Origin of the sequence: Streptomyces sp. NPDC057565 (assembly GCF_042801455.1) — a bacterium.
Lineage (GTDB): Bacteria > Actinomycetota > Actinomycetes > Streptomycetales > Streptomycetaceae > Streptomyces > Streptomyces yanii.
Map to the genome: position 1 here is coordinate 136,065 of NZ_JBHVFU010000015.1, position 15,915 is coordinate 151,979.

General features: G+C 71.3%; 13 protein-coding genes. 6 read left to right on the top strand and 7 right to left on the bottom strand.

Annotated features, from left to right (window positions below):
- The first annotated feature begins 54 nt into the window (after nucleotides 1–54).
- Nucleotides 55–1,335 carry an ABC transporter substrate-binding protein gene (locus ACFU8W_RS25730; RefSeq protein ID WP_384041500.1) on the top strand — a complete coding sequence of 427 codons (1,281 nt, stop codon included), beginning with the start codon at nucleotides 55–57 and terminating at the stop codon, nucleotides 1,333–1,335.
- A 97-nt stretch (nucleotides 1,336–1,432) separates the two neighbouring features.
- Here ACFU8W_RS25730 and ACFU8W_RS25735 read toward each other — a convergent pair whose 3' ends face one another.
- Together ACFU8W_RS25735 and ACFU8W_RS25740 are read right to left on the bottom strand one after the other, a co-directional pair.
- The gene (locus tag ACFU8W_RS25735; RefSeq protein ID WP_384041503.1) at nucleotides 1,433–2,845 is read right to left on the bottom strand and encodes a hypothetical protein; all 1,413 of its coding nucleotides are present in this window, start codon (nucleotides 2,843–2,845) and stop codon (nucleotides 1,433–1,435) included.
- Between the two features lie 170 nt (nucleotides 2,846–3,015).
- Nucleotides 3,016–4,398 (bottom strand): transcriptional regulator, encoded by a 1,383-nt coding sequence (locus ACFU8W_RS25740; RefSeq protein WP_384041506.1) that lies wholly within the window; start codon nucleotides 4,396–4,398, stop codon nucleotides 3,016–3,018.
- 319 nt (nucleotides 4,399–4,717) lie between these two features.
- Between ACFU8W_RS25740 and ACFU8W_RS25745 the strand changes: the two genes are divergently transcribed.
- The 3 genes from ACFU8W_RS25745 to ACFU8W_RS25755 are packed head-to-tail and all read left to right on the top strand — an operon-like array spanning nucleotide 4,718 to nucleotide 7,915.
- Nucleotides 4,718–5,404, top strand: a complete 687-nt coding sequence (locus tag ACFU8W_RS25745; protein WP_384041584.1) for a bifunctional DNA primase/polymerase — start codon at nucleotides 4,718–4,720, stop codon at nucleotides 5,402–5,404.
- Nucleotides 5,405–5,444: 40 nt separating this feature from the next.
- Nucleotides 5,445–6,272 carry an ABC transporter ATP-binding protein gene (locus ACFU8W_RS25750; protein WP_384041509.1) on the top strand — a complete coding sequence of 276 codons (828 nt, stop codon included), beginning with the start codon at nucleotides 5,445–5,447 and terminating at the stop codon, nucleotides 6,270–6,272.
- The gene (locus ACFU8W_RS25755; protein ID WP_384041512.1) at nucleotides 6,269–7,915 is read left to right on the top strand and encodes a transporter; all 1,647 of its coding nucleotides are present in this window, start codon (nucleotides 6,269–6,271) and stop codon (nucleotides 7,913–7,915) included. The genes ACFU8W_RS25750 and ACFU8W_RS25755 overlap by 4 nt, the downstream gene beginning before the upstream one ends.
- A 24-nt stretch (nucleotides 7,916–7,939) precedes the next feature.
- On the opposite strand, the gene ACFU8W_RS25760 is transcribed toward ACFU8W_RS25755, so the two are convergent.
- Nucleotides 7,940–8,833, bottom strand: coding sequence for an alpha/beta fold hydrolase (locus ACFU8W_RS25760; RefSeq protein ID WP_384041515.1), 894 nt, complete (start codon nucleotides 8,831–8,833; stop codon nucleotides 7,940–7,942).
- Nucleotides 8,834–9,446: 613 nt separating this feature from the next.
- A complete protein-coding gene (locus tag ACFU8W_RS25765; protein WP_345514820.1) occupies nucleotides 9,447–10,139 on the bottom strand; it encodes a metal-dependent transcriptional regulator in 693 nt (230 codons plus the stop codon).
- Between the two features lie 203 nt (nucleotides 10,140–10,342).
- Here ACFU8W_RS25765 and ACFU8W_RS25770 point away from each other — a divergent pair, with 203 nt between their 5' ends.
- Nucleotides 10,343–11,098 carry an SIS domain-containing protein gene (locus ACFU8W_RS25770; protein ID WP_384041519.1) on the top strand — a complete coding sequence of 252 codons (756 nt, stop codon included), beginning with the start codon at nucleotides 10,343–10,345 and terminating at the stop codon, nucleotides 11,096–11,098.
- Between the two features lie 306 nt (nucleotides 11,099–11,404).
- Here ACFU8W_RS25770 and ACFU8W_RS25775 read toward each other — a convergent pair whose 3' ends face one another.
- Together ACFU8W_RS25775 and pdxH are read right to left on the bottom strand one after the other, a co-directional pair.
- Nucleotides 11,405–12,751: a PAS domain-containing protein gene (locus ACFU8W_RS25775; protein WP_384041523.1), complete on the bottom strand. Its 1,347-nt coding sequence runs from the start codon at nucleotides 12,749–12,751 to the stop codon at nucleotides 11,405–11,407.
- Nucleotides 12,752–13,117: 366 nt separating this feature from the next.
- Complete coding sequence (pdxH, locus tag ACFU8W_RS25780) at nucleotides 13,118–13,744, bottom strand: pyridoxamine 5'-phosphate oxidase (RefSeq protein WP_384041587.1); 627 nt, start codon at nucleotides 13,742–13,744, stop codon at nucleotides 13,118–13,120.
- Nucleotides 13,745–13,967: 223 nt separating this feature from the next.
- Between pdxH and ACFU8W_RS25785 the strand changes: the two genes are divergently transcribed.
- Entirely contained in the window at nucleotides 13,968–15,077 is a 1,110-nt protein-coding gene (locus tag ACFU8W_RS25785) for a citrate synthase 2 (protein ID WP_384041590.1), read from the top strand.
- 241 nt (nucleotides 15,078–15,318) lie between these two features.
- Here the strand turns inward: ACFU8W_RS25785 and ACFU8W_RS25790 are convergent, their stop codons facing one another.
- Nucleotides 15,319–15,903 carry a hypothetical protein gene (locus ACFU8W_RS25790; protein ID WP_384041526.1) on the bottom strand — a complete coding sequence of 195 codons (585 nt, stop codon included), beginning with the start codon at nucleotides 15,901–15,903 and terminating at the stop codon, nucleotides 15,319–15,321.
- Nucleotides 15,904–15,915: the final 12 nt, after the last annotated feature.

Here is a 15,915-nt window from a genome sequence, read left to right on the forward strand (position 1 = left end):
GCGTTGAACGGGGCACACATCGGCGTTACCCCGGGCGCGGAAATGTTCATGCCCATGACCGGATGGCGACGCCTCACCTCCTCCCGCCCCTACACGTTCCTCACATGTACGGCGGCGGCCGGGGCATTGCTGATCACCGGCTGCGGTGCGCTCCCTGGGGCCTCGGGGGACTCCAGGGAGCCCGTCACCGTCGTGACCTGGGCCCCCGACGGCTCCAACGGTCCGGATGCGGAGAACATGGCGGGCATGACGGCCATGGCCCGCGCCTACGCCCGCTGGGTGAACAACAACGGCGGGCTCGACGGGCACAAGCTGCGCGTCGTCACCTGCAACGAGGACGACACGTCGAACGGCGCGGGGGACTGCGCCCGGCGGGCGGTCGCGGAGAAGGCGGTCGCGGTCGTCGGCTCGTACAGTCCGGAGGGCCACTCCTTCATGGGGCCTCTGGAGGCCGCCGGGATCCCGTACATCGGCGGCTACGGGGCCTCCACCGAGGAGTTCACCAGCTACAACTCGTACCCCGTCAACGGCGGCCAGTCGGCGCTTCTGGCGGGCAACGCCAAGCAGCTCGCCCGCAGTTGTGAGCGGGTCTCCCTGGTGCGCCCCGACACGCTGGGCGGCGACAGCCAGGCGTGGCTCTTCAGCACCGGCCTGAAGGAGGAGAAGCGGTCCGCGCCCACCGACGTCCGGGCGGCGGAGGCGGCCACGTCCTACGACCAGGCGGCCGAGCAGGCGCTGGAAGGGGCGGGGCGGTCCGACGGGTGCGTGACGACGGTGCTCGGGGACCGCACCGAGACGTTCTTCGACTCCTTCCGCCGTCTCGAACCGTCGGACGGTCCCGTGCGGATCTCGTCGGTCCTCGGCAGCGTCAGCCAGCCGCTGATCAACAGCACCGGCGGGCGGAACAGCCCCTTCGAGGGGGCGTACGTCACCGGCTGGTACCCCGAGTCGGGGGATGCCCGCTGGGACGAGATGCGCGCGGTGATCCGGAAGCACGCGTTCGGCGACAACCGGATCGACCCGGACGACACGGGTGTCCAGACGACATGGATCGCGTACACGGCGCTGAAGGAGATCGTGACGGCGATCGACGCCCCGGACATCACCGGCAGCAAGATCAAGACTGCTCTCAACAGAGGCGCCGAGGTCGACACCGGTGGCCTCACCCCGGTGCTGCGGTGGCGGTACGAGGACATGCTGGGCTCGTCGTCGTATCCGCGGATCGTGAACCGGAAGGTGACGTTCCAAGTGGTGCGGAAGGGACGGCTGGTGGCCGAGAGGAAGGGGTTCGTGGACGTCACGGACACCCTGTCGGAGGCCAGCGCGAAGGGCTGAGCACCCGCAGGCCTCTCCGGCGGTCGAGGAGCGGGGTGCGGGCCCACGGGGGGTGCGGGGGTGCTGTCCAGTACTGGGCAGCACCCCCGCAGCGCCGTCAGAGGTCCGTCGGCGTCCGCCGCGTCAACCCGTACTTCGCCGCGATCGAGTTCCACAGCCCCGACGCCTGCGCCTTCGCCTTGCTCGCCTCACCGCTCGCCCGATCGGCCTGGGCCTTCTCGGACGTCGCGCGGGCCTGCCCGTGCTTGCAGACCTTCTTGCCGTTCTTGGCCTGCGCGGCCCACGCCGCGTAGTGGTCGTCGGCGGAGGCCGACGCCTGCCACGCCTTCGTGAGCGCCGAGGTCAGCTGCGCGTTGTTCGGCAGCTTGTCGACGGTCAGCCCCTGCAGCCGCGTCACCAGGTCGCGGCGCTGCTTGGCCGCACCCTGCAGATCGGTGACCGCCTGGTCCAGGTTGCTGCAGGACCTGGTCTTCTCCACGGCCCCGATGACCGCCGCCCGGCTGTTGTTGCTGTCCGCGAGCAGCTTGTCGAGCGCCTCGGCCTGTGGCTTCGCCGGGTCGGCCGCCGCCTGCGTGGAGGGCTTCGCGGCGGGCGAGCTCGCCGCGGCCACCGGCTGCTTGTCGTCCGCGCCCTTGTCGTCGCCACTCATCAGCGCACCTGCGCCGAGCCCGACGACGGCGCAGCCGACGACGACGGCGGCGATCAGCGGGACGTGCGACGGCTTCTTGCGCTGCGCTGCCCGGCCCTGCGGCGGCTCGTCGTACTGCGGCTGGTAGGCCGACGCAGGCGGCTGGTGCGGCTGGCCGGCGCCCTGGTACGACGCCTGTCCCGGGTCGAACCGGGGCATCTGCTGCGTGGAGGCCGTCGGCTCCTCGGTGCGGAACAGGTTGTCGAACTCGGCGGGGGGCTGCCGCTCACCGGGCGCACCCGGCCTGATGCCGTACGGGGCACCACCGGGCACCGGCGGAATGTACTGGGTCGCGTCGGCGTCGGAGGCCGACGCGGGCGGCTGCGCGTGGGCGATGAACTGGGTCGCCTCCGCGGCACTCTCGGGCGGCACCGGTGCGATGAACTGCGTGGCATCCGCGTCGCCGCCCATGCCCGCACCCGCGCCCGTTCCGGTTCCCGGTACGGCCTCCGGGGGCAGCGGCTGAGCGTACGGCTGGGACTGGGGCTGAGCGTACGACTGGGGCTGGTCGTACGGCTGGGGCTGCGCATACGGCTGCGGCTGGTCGTACGGCTGAGGCTGCTCGGCCGGCAGGGGCCGGCCCTGCTGCCCGTACGCCTGCCCCTGGTCGTACTGCGCGTACTGGCCCTGCGGCGACGCGTCCTGCTGCGGCGCCTGCGGCCCCCAGGGCTGACCCCATGGCTGCCCGCCCGCCGGAGCGGGCTGGTCGGCCGCTCCGCCCGGTATCCAGGGCTCGCCGCCACCTGCGGGCAGCACGACACCTTCGTGCGCGGGCCGTACAGCAGGGAGCTGCTGCTCGTCACCCTGTCCGCTCTGCGTCACCGGGACTCCTACGTGTAAACCTACGGAATCGTCGGCTCACGCTATCGGGTGGCAGCCGCCCTCCGCCAAGCGCCCGATATCACTCACCACCCCTTCACAGGGGCGGTAACACGCCGGGCCCTGACGACGCAGTTAACGGGCGCCCCGAAAAATCCCCGATCAGACGCCGGTCAGGCTGCCTGGAGCTCCAGCCGCGCCCCGAACTCCCGGACCGCCGGCTCGTCGCTGTACGGGACCAGCCGCTGCTGCAGATCGTCCAGGTACTCCGCGCCCCGGCTCGACCGCACCGTCCCCAGCAGCTCCATCGCCCGCGTCCCCGTATGACACGCCTGCTCCACCTCGCGCAGCTGCACCTGCGCCGTGGCGAGCAGCACCAGACCGATGCCCCGGCGCCGGGCCCGGGACTCCGGGAGGCCGGCCAGGGACTCCGTCGCACGGCGCGCGGCCGCCTCCGCCTGGCCGAGATCGCGGTGGCAGTGGGCCAGCTCGTCGGCGAGATAGGCGGAGTCGAAGTGGGCGATCCATGGCGGGTCGTCACCGGTGTCCGGTTCGGCGTGCTCCAGCGCCGTCAGGGCCCGGCCCGCCACCGCCTGGCAGGTCCGGGCATCGCCGAGCAGCGCGTGCCCGCGCGCCTCCGCCGCGTAGAACATCGCCTCCGCCCGCGGCGTGACCCGCCCGCGCGCTCCCTCCTGCGCGGCCCGTGCCAGCTGCGCGATCTCCCGCGGGTTGCCGAGCTGTGCGGCGAGATGGCTCATCGAGGCGGCCAGCACATAGCCGCCGTACGCCCGGTCGCCCGCCGCCTGCGCCAGTCGCAGAGCCTGGATGTAGTACCGCTGGGCGAGCCCCGGCTGCCCCGTGTCGACCGCCATGTACCCGGCGAGCTCGGTGAGCCGCGCGACCGCCGCGAACAGCTGCCGCCCGACCATTTCGCGGTACGCCCCCGAGAGCAGCCCGGAGACCACGCTGTTGAGGTAGTGCACCAGGACCGGCCGCACATGTCCGCTGCCGAACCGGTGGTCGAGGTCGACCAGCGCCGCCGTCATCGCCACCACCGCCTCCACGTCCGACATCCCGACCCGCGCCCCCGCCGCGCGCGCCACCTGCGGGTCGGCACCGGTGATCAGCCAGTCCCTGCTGGGCTCGACCAGCGCCGAGGACGCGACCGCCGAACCGGACAGGACGTCACGGCGTCCGACATCGCTGCGCCACAGCTCACAGACCTGCTCGATCGCGCCGATCACGGTCGGTGCGAACTGCAGGCCGACTCCGGACGCCAGATTCTTGCCGTTGGCCATCCCGATCTCGTCGATCGTGACCGTACGGCCGAGCTTGCGCCCGAGCGCCTCGGAGATGATTCCCGGTGCCCTGCCGCGCGGTTGCTGTCCACGCAGCCAGCGGGCCACGGAAGTCTTGTCGTAACGGAGGTCGAGGCCGCGCTCCGCGCCGACCATGTTGACTCGGCGGGCGAGGCCCGCGTTGGAGCATCCGGCTTCCTGGATGAGCGCCTGGAGCCGTTCGTTCGGCTGGCGTACGACGAGAGGCCTGGCTGCCATGTTTCCCCCTGAGACCGCAGTGATCGGTGAATGGATCACTGCCCGGCATATGCCCAAGAAATGCGCACATGGATCGTGTTGGTGTTTTCCTTGGCGTTCACGGTGTTCACGGCATTCATGGCGCTTATCGTGTCGTTGTTCAGGTTCGGCGCGTATTCGGCATGGGGGAACTGTTCCGGATTCCCCCCATGTGGCTACCCGCCCCTCGACGCACCGCCTCATGCGCGCCCCTGTCCATGCATCCATGCGCCCCATGTGCAGGGCCGATGCACCGTGACCACGTTCGCCACGCCCGTAACCCCAGGTGGTGGCGGAAGTTGTGATGTTCGTGGAAGAGCCCATCGGAGTCACGGAAACCGCACAGGTCCCCCAACAACGAGGTGAGCAACTGCTCGACGCCGCCGTGCGCTATACGGAGGAGCGGCACTGGGACGTGTTCCCCGGCACCTGGCTCCAGGTGGTGGAAGGCGCGGAACGGTGCTCCTGCGGAGAAGCCCGCTGCGCCGCCCCCGGCGCCCACCCCACCCGGCCCGACTGGGCGAGCCGGTCGACCGGCAGCGGCGCCGCGGCCCGCCGGATGTGGTCCCAGCAGCCCGGGGCTTCGGTGCTGCTGCCCACCGGTCACACCTTCGACGCGATCGACGTACCGGAGTCCGCCGGCTTCCTGGCGCTGGCCCGGATGGAGCGGATGAGCCTGCCGCTCGGCCCCGTCACCTGCACCCCCGACCGTCGGATGCTCTTCTTCGTACTGCCCGGCGCGGCGGCCAAGGCGGACGATCTCGTACGGAGGCTGGGCTGGAGCGCCACCGCGATCGGTCTGCTCGGCCACGGTGAGGGCCACTACGTGGTGGGCCCGCCGACCAGGATCGGCGGGCGCGGTGCGGTGCAGTGGGTGCGCCGGCCCACCCCCGCCAACCGCTGGCTGCCCGACGCCGAAGAGGTCATCAGCCCCCTCGCCTACGCCTGCGGACGGGAAGCAGCCGACGCGCGGGCACACCTTTCGTAGTCTGGGCCCCTCACACGGGGACACCGAAAGCAGGAGCACCATGTCGGACCGGAACACGGCGGGATCGCACGGGGCGGTGGAGGCGGGCGGGGCGCGAACGACGCCGCCCGCCGTTCGCGTACAGGGCTTGTGGAAGCGGTTCGGGGCGCAGGTCGCGGTCGCCGGCATCGATCTGGAGCTGCCCGCAGGCAAGTTCATCGGTCTGGTCGGACCCAACGGCGCGGGCAAGACGACCACGCTGTCGATGGTGACCGGGCTGCTCCGTCCCGACCACGGCACGGTCGAGGTCGGCGGGCACGACGTCTGGCGGGACCCGGTCGAGGTGAAGGCCAGGATCGGCGTCCTGCCGGAGGGGCTGCGGCTCTTCGAACGCCTCTCGGGCCGCGAACTCCTCGCGTACACCGGACGGTTGCGCGGGCTGCCGGGCGCCGAGGTCGACAAGAGGGCCGACCAGCTGCTGGACGTGCTCGACCTGGCGGGCTCCCGGAACAAGCTGGTCGTCGACTACTCGACCGGCATGCGGAAGAAGATCGGGCTCGCCGCGGCGCTGCTGCACAACCCCGACGTGCTGTTTCTGGACGAGCCGTTCGAGGGCGTCGACCCCGTCTCGGCGCAGACCATCCGCGGGGTCCTGGAGCGGTACACCCGCTCGGGGGCGACCGTCGTCTTCTCCAGCCATGTGATGGAGCTCGTCGAGTCGCTGTGCGACTGGGTGGCCGTCATGGCGGGCGGCACGATCCGGGCGCACGGCACCCTCGCCGAGGTGCGCGGCAAGGCGCCGTCGCTGCAGGACGCGTTCCTCGAACTCGTCGGCGCGGGCGGCCGGGACACCGGCGACTCCCTCGACTGGCTGGGCGGCGCCCGATGAGCGTGCTCGACACACCCGTCACCTCCGCCGCCCGCCCCGCTGCCGGCGGCGAACGGCTCGTCCGCGTCTTCGTACGGCTCAAGCTGACGCTGCTGCGCAACGGGCTGCGGCAGTCCTCCGGCAGACGGGTCGCGTACATCTCGTCCGTCGTCCTCACCCTGCTCTTCGCGGCGGGCCAGCTCATCGCGCTGGCCGCACTGCGCGGCCACGCCCACGCGGGTTCCCTGACGGTCCTGCTGACCGGGGTGCTGGCGCTCGGCTGGGCGGTGATGCCGCTCTTCTTCCCCAGCGGCGACGAAACCCTCGACCCGAGCCGGCTCGTGATGCTGCCGCTGCGGCCGCGCCCACTGGTCGGGGCGCTGCTGGTGGCGTCGCTCGTCGGCGTCGGACCGCTGTTCACGCTCTGCCTGGCGGCCGGGTCGGTGTTCGCGGTGGCGCACGGGGCGGCGGCCGTGGTGTGCGCGGTGGTCGCCGTGCCGCTGACACTGGTGGTGTGCGTCGCCCTGGCGCGGGCCGTCGCCACGGCCAACACCCGGCTGCTGAGCTCCCGCAAGGGCCGTGATCTGGCGGTTCTCAGCGGACTCGTGGTCGCGGTCGGCATCCAGGTCGTCAACTTCGGTGCGCAGCGGCTCGGCCGGTCCGGTGGCCTCGCCACGCTCGACCCGGCGGCGGACGTGGTGCGCTGGCTGCCGCCCGCCTCGGCGATCGGTGCGGTGGACTCGGCGGCGCAGGGGTCGTACGGGCGGGCCGTGGCACAACTGCTGCTCTCCGTCGCGGCGCTGGGTGCACTGGTGTGGCTGTGGCAGCGGAGTCTGGTGAAGCTGATGACCGCCCCTGACGGTTCCACGCTGGCCGCCGCCGGAACGGCCCGGGAGAAGTCCGGCAGGGGCGGCTCCCGGCTCTCCGCACTGCTGCCCGAGGGGCGCACGGGGACGGTGATACGGCGCAGTCTGCGGTACGTGGCACGGGACCCGAAGACGAAGGCCGCCTGGGTGACGGCGCTCGCCATCGGGCTGATCGTGCCGCTGCTCAACGCGGTGCAGGGCACCGGCTCGGTCTACTTCGCCTGCTTCGCCGCTGGGATGCTCGGCATCCAGATGTACAACCAGTTCGGGCAGGACACCTCGGCGTTCTGGATGGTGGCGCTGACGATCTCCTCCACCCGGGACGCCTACCTCGAACTGCGGGGTCGGGCGGCGGCGTTGCTGGTGATCACTCTCCCGTACACGGTGCTGGTGACCGTGGTGACGGCGGCGGTGCTCGGCGACTGGGAGAAGCTGCCGGGCGCCATAGGGCTGTCGCTCGCCCTGCTGGGCGCGATGCTGGCGACGGGGGCACTGGCGTCGGCCAACTTCCCGTACTCGATCCCTCAGGACAGCGGGTTCAAGAACGTGGCACCGGGGCAGGCCGGGCTCGCCTGGATCTCGATCTTCGGCGGCATGGTCTCGGCGGCGCTGCTGTGCGCGCCGGTGATCGTGGCGACGATCTGGCTGCATCTGATCGACGCGGAGGACTGGTTGTGGGTGCTGCTGCCGGTCGGCAGCGCGTACGGGGCGCTGGTCGCCTGGGCGGGGCTGCGGCTGGCCGCACCGCGCACGGCGAACCGGCTGCCCGAGATCCTGGCGGCGGTCAGCAAGGGGTGACGCGGGCCGGGCGGGGCCGCTCCGTCACGGGGAGACGGGCTCGCGGTCGTTCCGAGGGTCCTCGGCGAACTGCTCCAGGAACGGTTCGACCGCGGCGCGCCAGCCCTCCGGCTGGTCGTAGTGGACGAGATGGCCGGCGTCCGCCACCTCCGCGTACTGTCCGCGCGGCAGTACGCGGACCATCTCCTGGGCCTCCGCCCGGCCCAGCTCGCCGTCCAGACCGCGGAGCACCAGCGTCGGGCACAGGACCTGTGCCAGCTCCTCCCAGTGCGCGTCGTACACCCATGTCGCACGGGACTGGAGCATCTGGCGGCGGGAGAAGACGGGGCGCCAGCCGTCGGCGCGCTCGGCCATCACCTCGGCGAAGAACTCGCCGCGGGCGGGGTTCGGCCGCTCCACCCAGGGGTCGTCCTCGCCGAACCACTTCCGCACGTCGGAGAGCGTCGCGAACGGCACCGGCCAGGACTTGAACCAGTCCTCCCACTCCCGCTGCGAGGCCGCGCCGAGCGCGGAGGCCCGCATGTCGCAGATGATCAGGGCGCGAACCAGATCGGGGCGCTTCGCGGCGAGCTGCCAGGCGGTGAGGGCACCCATCGAATGGCCGACGACGGTGACGGGGGCGAGACCGAGCTGTTCGATCGCCGCCTCGGCATCGGCGACGTACGCCTCACGCGTGTACGGGCCTTCGACGGGTTTCTCGCTGCGGCCGTGCCCCCGCTGGTCGAGGCCGACCGCCCGGTGCCGCTCGGCGAGCCAGCGGGTGGTGGAGGCCCAGTGGGAGGCCCGGCCCATCAGTCCATGAAGCAGTAAGACCGCGGGGGCGCGCACGCCCTCTGTGCGCTCCTTGGGCGGGTCTGCGAACTCCCAGGCCGCGAGGCGTACGCCGTCGGATCCGGTTACATCGATGCGCCGCACCATAGGTCCTGGCACCCCCTTCTGGTCCTCGACAACTGCTCGATCGCCGTGTGGTCGCGTCACGCCAGACTATCGAACCTGTATTCGAAAATCGGTGTTCGGCTCGCAACACCCCTCGTTCGAGTGACCCCTTCCAAGGATTGACGTCGCCCGCGGTGGGGAGATCTTCTCCGGGAGGCGGACCACTCGGGGATGAGGGTCCGTGGGGACCGACCTTGAGAGCTCGGGGCTCCAGGTCGGAACAGGGGAGGAGAGGCCCCGGCGCCGCGCGGCGCCGGGGCCCTCCCGTGTCCGGGGGGCGTGCGGGACCGGGGCCGAGACATGCGGGGCCGCGGTCGTGTGGGCAGCCCGGACGGGCGGGGCGGTCAGGGTGTTCGTGTTCGTGGCAGCCGCCCTCTGCTGCATATGCCAGTACGACGGGCGCATCCGATGCTCCCTCCCCGACCGCATGGCCGGGCGGCCGACACTCTCAGGTATGGCTCAGCCACAGCCTGGCACGCGATGCGCCCGGCCGCTGCCATTCGGGACGGAAAAACGGAAACCGGACGTTACGCTTCGGCTTCCTTCGTACGGGTCGGCGTGCGGTCCACGTGCGGCCCTCCCGCGCCGCCTCCGGTCAGCGCTTGGCCACGAACACGTGCGAGGCGACCTCGGAGTCCAGCTCCGCCGCCTCACCGCTGCTGCCGACCAGCACCCCGCCCGGCGACTGCGTCACGCTGACCACGGAACCGGGCTGCACGCCCGCCCGCCGCAACGTATACATCAGCTGGGCGTCCGTCTGGATCGGCTCACCGATCCGGCGCACCACCACGGTCTTGCCGTCGGAGCCCGGGTCGAGCTCGGACAGGCTCACCATGCCGTCGTTCAGGAACGGGTCGGCCTCGGCCTTCTCGCCCAGCTCCTCCAGGCCCGGGATCGGATTTCCGTACGGGGACTCCGTCGGGTGCCGCAGCAGCTCCAGCACCCGCCGCTCCACCGCCTCGCTCATCACGTGCTCCCAGCGGCAGGCCTCGGCGTGCACCTGCTCCCACTCCAGGCCGATCACGTCGACGAGCAGGCACTCGGCGAGGCGGTGCTTGCGCATCACCCGGGTCGCCAGCCGGCGGCCCTCCTCCGTCAGCTCCAGATGCCGGTCGCCCGCGACCTGCACCAGACCGTCGCGCTCCATCCGCGCCACCGTCTGGCTGACCGTCGGACCGCTCTGGTCCAGCCGTTCCGCGATCCGGGCGCGCATGGGAACGACGCCTTCCTCTTCGAGTTCGAGGATGGTGCGGAGATACATCTCCGTTGTGTCGATCAGTCCGGACATTCGTGCCCCTCGATGCTGTGACATGAAAAACGTCGTGCGCTGGCCCTCAAGCAATTCTGACGCATACCGCTGACAACCGTGCCGTGCCGACCGAACCCCCGACCGTCCGTGTACGTCCCGGACGGTATTGACAGGTCACTGGTCCAGACCGCAACGTGATCCGCGGCACGGACACCCCCACCCCTGCGGAAAGGGCCTCCTCGATGAGCGACAGCATGCTGGCCGGTCAGTTCTTCGATGCAGCGATCGGCCTGCTGGAGCGGGTACGCGACGAGGAGGCCGGCCCGATCGCGGCAGCCGGGGCCGCGATCGCCGACACCGTCGAAGCGGGTGGCCGGCTCTTCGCGTTCGGCGCCGGCCACTCGTCCCTCGCCGCCCAGGACGTCGTCTACCGGGCCGGTGGACTGGCCCTGATGAACCTGCTCGCCGTGCCCGGCACGCTCGGCGTCGACGTCATGCCGGCGACGCTCGGCTCCGCGCTGGAACGGGTCGAGGGACTGGCCGGCGCCGTGCTCGACTCCAGCCCGGCGAGCGCCGGCGACCTGCTGGTGATCATCTCGCTCTCCGGGCGCAACGCGTTGCCCGTCGAAATGGCGGTCAACGCGCGGGCACTCGGCCTGAAGGTCATCGGTGTCACGTCGGTCGCCTACGCGGACGAGACCCGGTCGCGGCACGTCTCGGGCGGGTTCCTGCGGGACCACTGCGACATCGTCATCGACAGCAAGATCGCGATCGGCGACGCGGAGCTGACGACGAAGGGCGTCGAGGCGCCGTTCGCGCCCGCGTCGACGGTGGTCACCAGTGCGGTGATGCAGGCCATGATGGCGACGGCCGCGGAGCGATTGGTCGAGCGGGGGATCGAGCCGCCGCTGCTGCGGTCGGGGAACGTCGACGGCGGACATGAGTGGAACGGGCGCGTGATGGCGGAGTACGCGGATCGGATCTTCTACCGGCACTGAGGAGGGGCTGCGGCTTCCCCGGGTGATGGCTTCCGTCCTCCTCGCACACCGGACGGGCCGGATCGGCCGGCGCTGGTGCCTTGACCGGCAATGTTTGCCCCATGAGGGGCGCCGTCCGGTGCGTGCGATCGCAAGGCGGCCGGAAGTCCTTGGATGGGGTCTCCCCTGCTCGAACGGAGTTGAGAGCTTGGGGAAGGAGCTACCAGGGCTTTTGGCCAACGCGGAAGGGGGTCCCCCCTGGCCCTTAAGGCCTTGGGGGAGCGCGTGCCGGGCGGTGCGACGGGGCAAAGCTTGCCGGGAGGGGCACTAGGTGGTTGCGGCCAGTGCCCGGGACAGGTCCACCGCTGTTGCCACCCGGGCCGCCACGCTCTCCGCGTACGTCGCGTCCTGGCGTTCGAAAGGGCTGCGGTTCGCCGCCCGGAGGAACGTCACCACGCCCAGCGTCCGACCCCGGCTCCGCAGCACCGCGCACAGGGCATGGACCGAGTCGCCCGGCCACTGACGGTCCGCCGCCCAGGCCCCTCCCCCCGGAGCCGCACCGGCGCTCACGCGGACCGAGCCCGTGCGGTCCACCGCCTGGAGCGCCGGGTGGCCCGGGGCGTAGCGGAGCGGGATGCCGCCCGCCGCCACGGGCTGACACGGGCCGGGGGCGTCGGTCGGCGTCGCCGCCGCCCGGACCAGCCGCGCCCCCGCCATCAGGTCGATCAGCGCATGGTCGGCGAAGCCCGCAAGTGCGTAGTCCAGGTAGGACGTCGCCGCCTCCATCGGGTCCTCGCACTCGGCCGCCGACCGGCACGCCCGGTGCAGCTGGTTCGACCGGAACCGCACCCGGTCAGCCTCCTGCGCCGCCAGCCGCTCCGCCGTCACGTCCTGGAACAGCCAGCCGACGCCCAGCGGAACCGGCTCCTCCGCGAGCGGCGACGCCAGCTGCAGGAACCCGCTGTGCCAGCAGCGCCGCCGGTCCCCCTCCGCCGTCCGCAGCGTCACCCACAGGTCGGCGGGCGCGGGCGGCGGCCCCTCGGCGAGGACGTGCTGCAGCGCGCCCTCCAGGTCCTCGACACCCTGCACGAGGAGCTCTCCGAGCGGGCGCCCCAGCATCGTCGTACGGCCGCCGCCGAGCGCCCGCGCCGCATAGGCGTTGACGACCGTCGGCCGCAGGTCCACGTCGACGAGGACCACGCCCCAGGAGGCGTCCTCGAACAACGCCTCGCTGAGGGCGATCGACCGCTCCAGGTCGATCTGCGCGTGCACCTCGCCGAATGCGCAGTAGACCCCGGCCGGCTTCCCGTCCGCGCCCCGCACCCCGGCCGCCTGGGTCCGTACGAGCACCCGGCCGCCGTCCTTGCGCAGCAGCGCGAACTCGTGGACCTGGCGGCCCGGCGCGTCCATGGCCGCCATCAACCGCCCGTGCACCTCACCCGCGTCCGCATGGCGCACCGCCCATCCCGCGAACCCCGGCCGCCCCACCGCTTCCTCGGCGGTCCAGCCGAGAATCCGCTCGGCCTCCCGGTTCCAGTGGGTGATCGCACCGCCCGCGTCGAACGCGCAGAGCGCCGCGTCCATACCGTCGAGCAGCGCCGCGAGCAGCTCCGACCCGGGGATGGGTTCGGGCCCGAGCGCGTCGGTGATCCCACTGCTCCTGGAAGCGCTCATCCCGGACCCCCTGCCGGACGTGTCCGCCGTTGCCACACGTCAGATCATTGAACTCGAACGTGACTCAGCGCACATCGAGTTCCGGGAAATCGGTACTCCGAAAGATCTCGATAAATGGGTTGTGCGGTCCCGGAGAGGTTCCTAGTGTGTGTTGTACACGTTGAAAGGAGGTGATCCGAAAAGTGCAGTCTTATCGGATTCGTGAGGTGGCTGCGGGCTGACAGCCCGTCGTCGCACATCGTGCACCTCGGCAGGCTGTCTGCCGAAACCCAAGCAGTCACCGACCCGCGGGCTCGCCGGTAGATCCGGCCGGCTCCTCCGCAAGGAGGGACCAGAGCCCGCGGGTTTCTGCGTGTTCGGGGCCGGTCAGGGGCAGAGGCGTTCCACTCGCCAGCCCTCACCCTCGCGTACGTACCGCAGCCGGTCGTGGAGACGGTTCTCGTGGCCCTGCCAGAACTCGATCGTCTCCGGTACGACCCGGAAGCCGCCCCACTCGGGGGGTGCGGGGATGTGCTCGCCCTCCGGGTAGCGGGCCGCCAGTTCCTCGTACCGGTCGATGAGTTCCTGGCGGGAGCCGATGACCGTCGACTGCTCGCTCGCCCAGGCGCCCAGCTGGGAGCCGTGGGGGCGGGTACGGAAGTAGGCGACCGTCTCCTCGCGGGCGACACGCGCCGCAGTGCCGGTGACGATGACCTGGCGGGCCAGCGGGTGCCAGGGGAAGAGCAGGGAGACGTACGGGTTGGCGGTCAGCTCGCGGCCCTTGCGGGAGGCGTAGTTGGTGAAGAAGACGAAACCGCGGTCGTCGTACTTCTTCAGCAGCACCGTCCGGGAGGAGGGGCGGCCGTCGGGGGTGGCTGTGGAGACCACCATGGCGTTCGGCTCGTAGACCATTCCACCTGCGGCGATCTGCCGGAACCAGTGGGCGAACTGCTGAATCGGGTTGGCATCGAGCGTGTCCTCGGTGAAGCCCTCGGAGCGGTACTGCTCGCGCATCGCGGCCGGATCGGTGGTGGAATCGGAAGGGGAATCTGCGGTGGGCACGGGGTCATCCTGCCGCAGGGGCCGAGTCTGCCCGGTAAGGAGGGGTGCCAATCGCGCTCGGATGAAGTGGGTGGCTGTGCCGGATGTCACGCTTCCCCGCATCGTGGGAACCCGCCAATATCTTGGGGCAGGCCACTGTGGCCTCCGTACAGCCGTCGATCGAGGGGAGCCCATGATGTCCGACTTCGTACCCGGACTCGAAGGAGTCATCGCGTTCGAGACGGAGATCGCCGAGCCCGACAAGGAAGGCGGCTCGCTCCGCTACCGCGGGGTCGACATCGAGGATCTCGTCGGTCATGTGTCGTTCGGAAACGTGTGGGGTCTGCTGGTCGACGGGGCGTTCAAACCCGGGCTGCCGCCCGCCGAGCCGTTCCCGATCCCGGTCCACTCGGGTGACATCCGTGTCGATGTGCAGTCCGCGCTGGCCATGCTGGCGCCGGTCTGGGGGCTGAAGCCGCTCCTCGACATCGACGAGGAAACCGCCCGCAACGATCTGGCGCGGGCCGCCGTGATGGCACTGTCGTACGTCGCCCAGTCGGCGCGCGGGCAGGGGCTGCCGATGGTCCCGCAGAGCGAGATCGACAAGGCGCAGTCCGTCGTCGAGCGGTTCATGATCCGCTGGCGCGGCGAGCCGGACCCGAAGCACGTCAAAGCCGTCGACGCGTACTGGACGTCGGCCGCCGAGCACGGCATGAACGCGTCCACGTTCACCGCCCGGGTCATCGCGTCGACCGGCGCCGACGTGGCGGCCGCGCTGTCCGGTGCGGTGGGCGCGATGTCGGGTCCGCTGCACGGCGGCGCCCCGTCCCGGGTCCTCGGCATGATCGAGGAGATCGAGCGGACCGGTGACGCCACCGCGTACGTGAAGAAGGCCCTGGACAAGGGTGAGCGGCTGATGGGCTTCGGGCACCGGGTCTACCGGGCCGAGGACCCGCGGGCGCGCGTGCTGCGGCGGACCGCGAAGGAGCTGGGTGCGCCGCGGTTCGAGGTGGCGGAGGCGCTGGAGAGGGCCGCGCTGGAGGAGTTGCACGCGCGGCGGCCGGACCGGGTGCTGGCGACGAATGTGGAGTTCTGGGCGGCGATCATGCTGGACTTCGCGGAGGTCCCGGCGCACATGTTCACGTCGATGTTCACGTGTGCGCGTACGGCGGGCTGGTCGGCGCACATCCTGGAGCAGAAGCGCACGGGGCGGCTGGTGCGACCGTCGGCGAGGTATGTCGGCCCGGGACCGCGTGACCCCCGGGAGATCGAGGGGTTCGAGCAGATCACGGATCTGGGGAACTGACGGTCCCGGTACCGCGCAAGCCCGGCGGCATCCGAACACTAATGCCGTGACCGGCAATGTTTGCCCCATGAGGAGCGTCGTCCGGTGCGTGCGATCGCAAGGCGGCCGGAAGTCCTTGGATGGGGTCTCCCCTGCTCGAACGGAGTTGAGAGCTTGGGGAAGGAGCTACCAGGGCTTTTGGCCAACGCGGCGAGCGTGCGTGCCGGGCGGCGCGACGGGGCAAAGCTTGCCGGGAGGGGCACTAGAGCTTGCCGCGGAGAGTGACGGTGCGGTGTCCGCCGAGGCGGCGCCGCACCTCCTGTTCGAAGCCGTGGGTCAGCTCCGCCCAGTTCCAGAAGGTGAGGCCGAGCTGCCCACAGGCGTAGTAGTCGTCCTCCCAGCTCCAGCGGTCGATGCCGGAGGGCCGACGGCAGGAGGGGCACTCCACGATGCCTTCGCCGCCGTTCGCCCAGGCGCCGAGCCGGCCCGCGAGCGGGGCCCAGGCACTGTCGACGGGGCACCAGGTGTCGTCGACGAGGCGGATCTCGGTGGCGCAGAGCGGGCAGGTGGCGGCTCCCGCGTCGCCCTGGCCGCTGTCGAAGACGGTGCGTCCGGTCGCGACGTGGACGCCGTTGCTCCACAGGTCGACCGGTTCCGGGTCGTCGACGGCCTTGGCGTAGTTCGGACCAGGTGCGTTGCCGTAGCCGTCTCCGTCGAGGACGCAGTCGGTGCGCTCGGCGCTGACGATTCCTTCGGCGATCAGCCAGTCGAGGAGCCCGGCGCCGAGTGGTGCGGCGTCCTGCTCGGTGGCGTCGAGGTCGACGATCGTCTGGAAGTGGTCACCCACAGGTCCCCCAAG

Excerpts from the sequence above, each read along its gene's own strand:
- ACFU8W_RS25730 (WP_384041500.1), top strand. The coding sequence starts at position 55 with ATGACCGGATGGCGACGCCTCACCTCCTCCCGCCCCTACACGTTCCTC.
- ACFU8W_RS25740 (WP_384041506.1), bottom strand. The coding sequence starts at position 4,398 with ATGGCAGCCAGGCCTCTCGTCGTACGCCAGCCGAACGAACGGCTCCAG.
- ACFU8W_RS25750 (WP_384041509.1), top strand. The coding sequence starts at position 5,445 with ATGTCGGACCGGAACACGGCGGGATCGCACGGGGCGGTGGAGGCGGGC.
- ACFU8W_RS25755 (WP_384041512.1), top strand. The coding sequence starts at position 6,269 with ATGAGCGTGCTCGACACACCCGTCACCTCCGCCGCCCGCCCCGCTGCC.
- ACFU8W_RS25760 (WP_384041515.1), bottom strand. The coding sequence starts at position 8,833 with ATGGTGCGGCGCATCGATGTAACCGGATCCGACGGCGTACGCCTCGCG.
- ACFU8W_RS25765 (WP_345514820.1), bottom strand. The coding sequence starts at position 10,139 with ATGTCCGGACTGATCGACACAACGGAGATGTATCTCCGCACCATCCTC.
- ACFU8W_RS25770 (WP_384041519.1), top strand. The coding sequence starts at position 10,343 with ATGAGCGACAGCATGCTGGCCGGTCAGTTCTTCGATGCAGCGATCGGC.
- ACFU8W_RS25775 (WP_384041523.1), bottom strand. The coding sequence starts at position 12,751 with ATGAGCGCTTCCAGGAGCAGTGGGATCACCGACGCGCTCGGGCCCGAA.
- pdxH (WP_384041587.1), bottom strand. The coding sequence starts at position 13,744 with ATGCGCGAGCAGTACCGCTCCGAGGGCTTCACCGAGGACACGCTCGAT.
- ACFU8W_RS25785 (WP_384041590.1), top strand. The coding sequence starts at position 13,968 with ATGTCCGACTTCGTACCCGGACTCGAAGGAGTCATCGCGTTCGAGACG.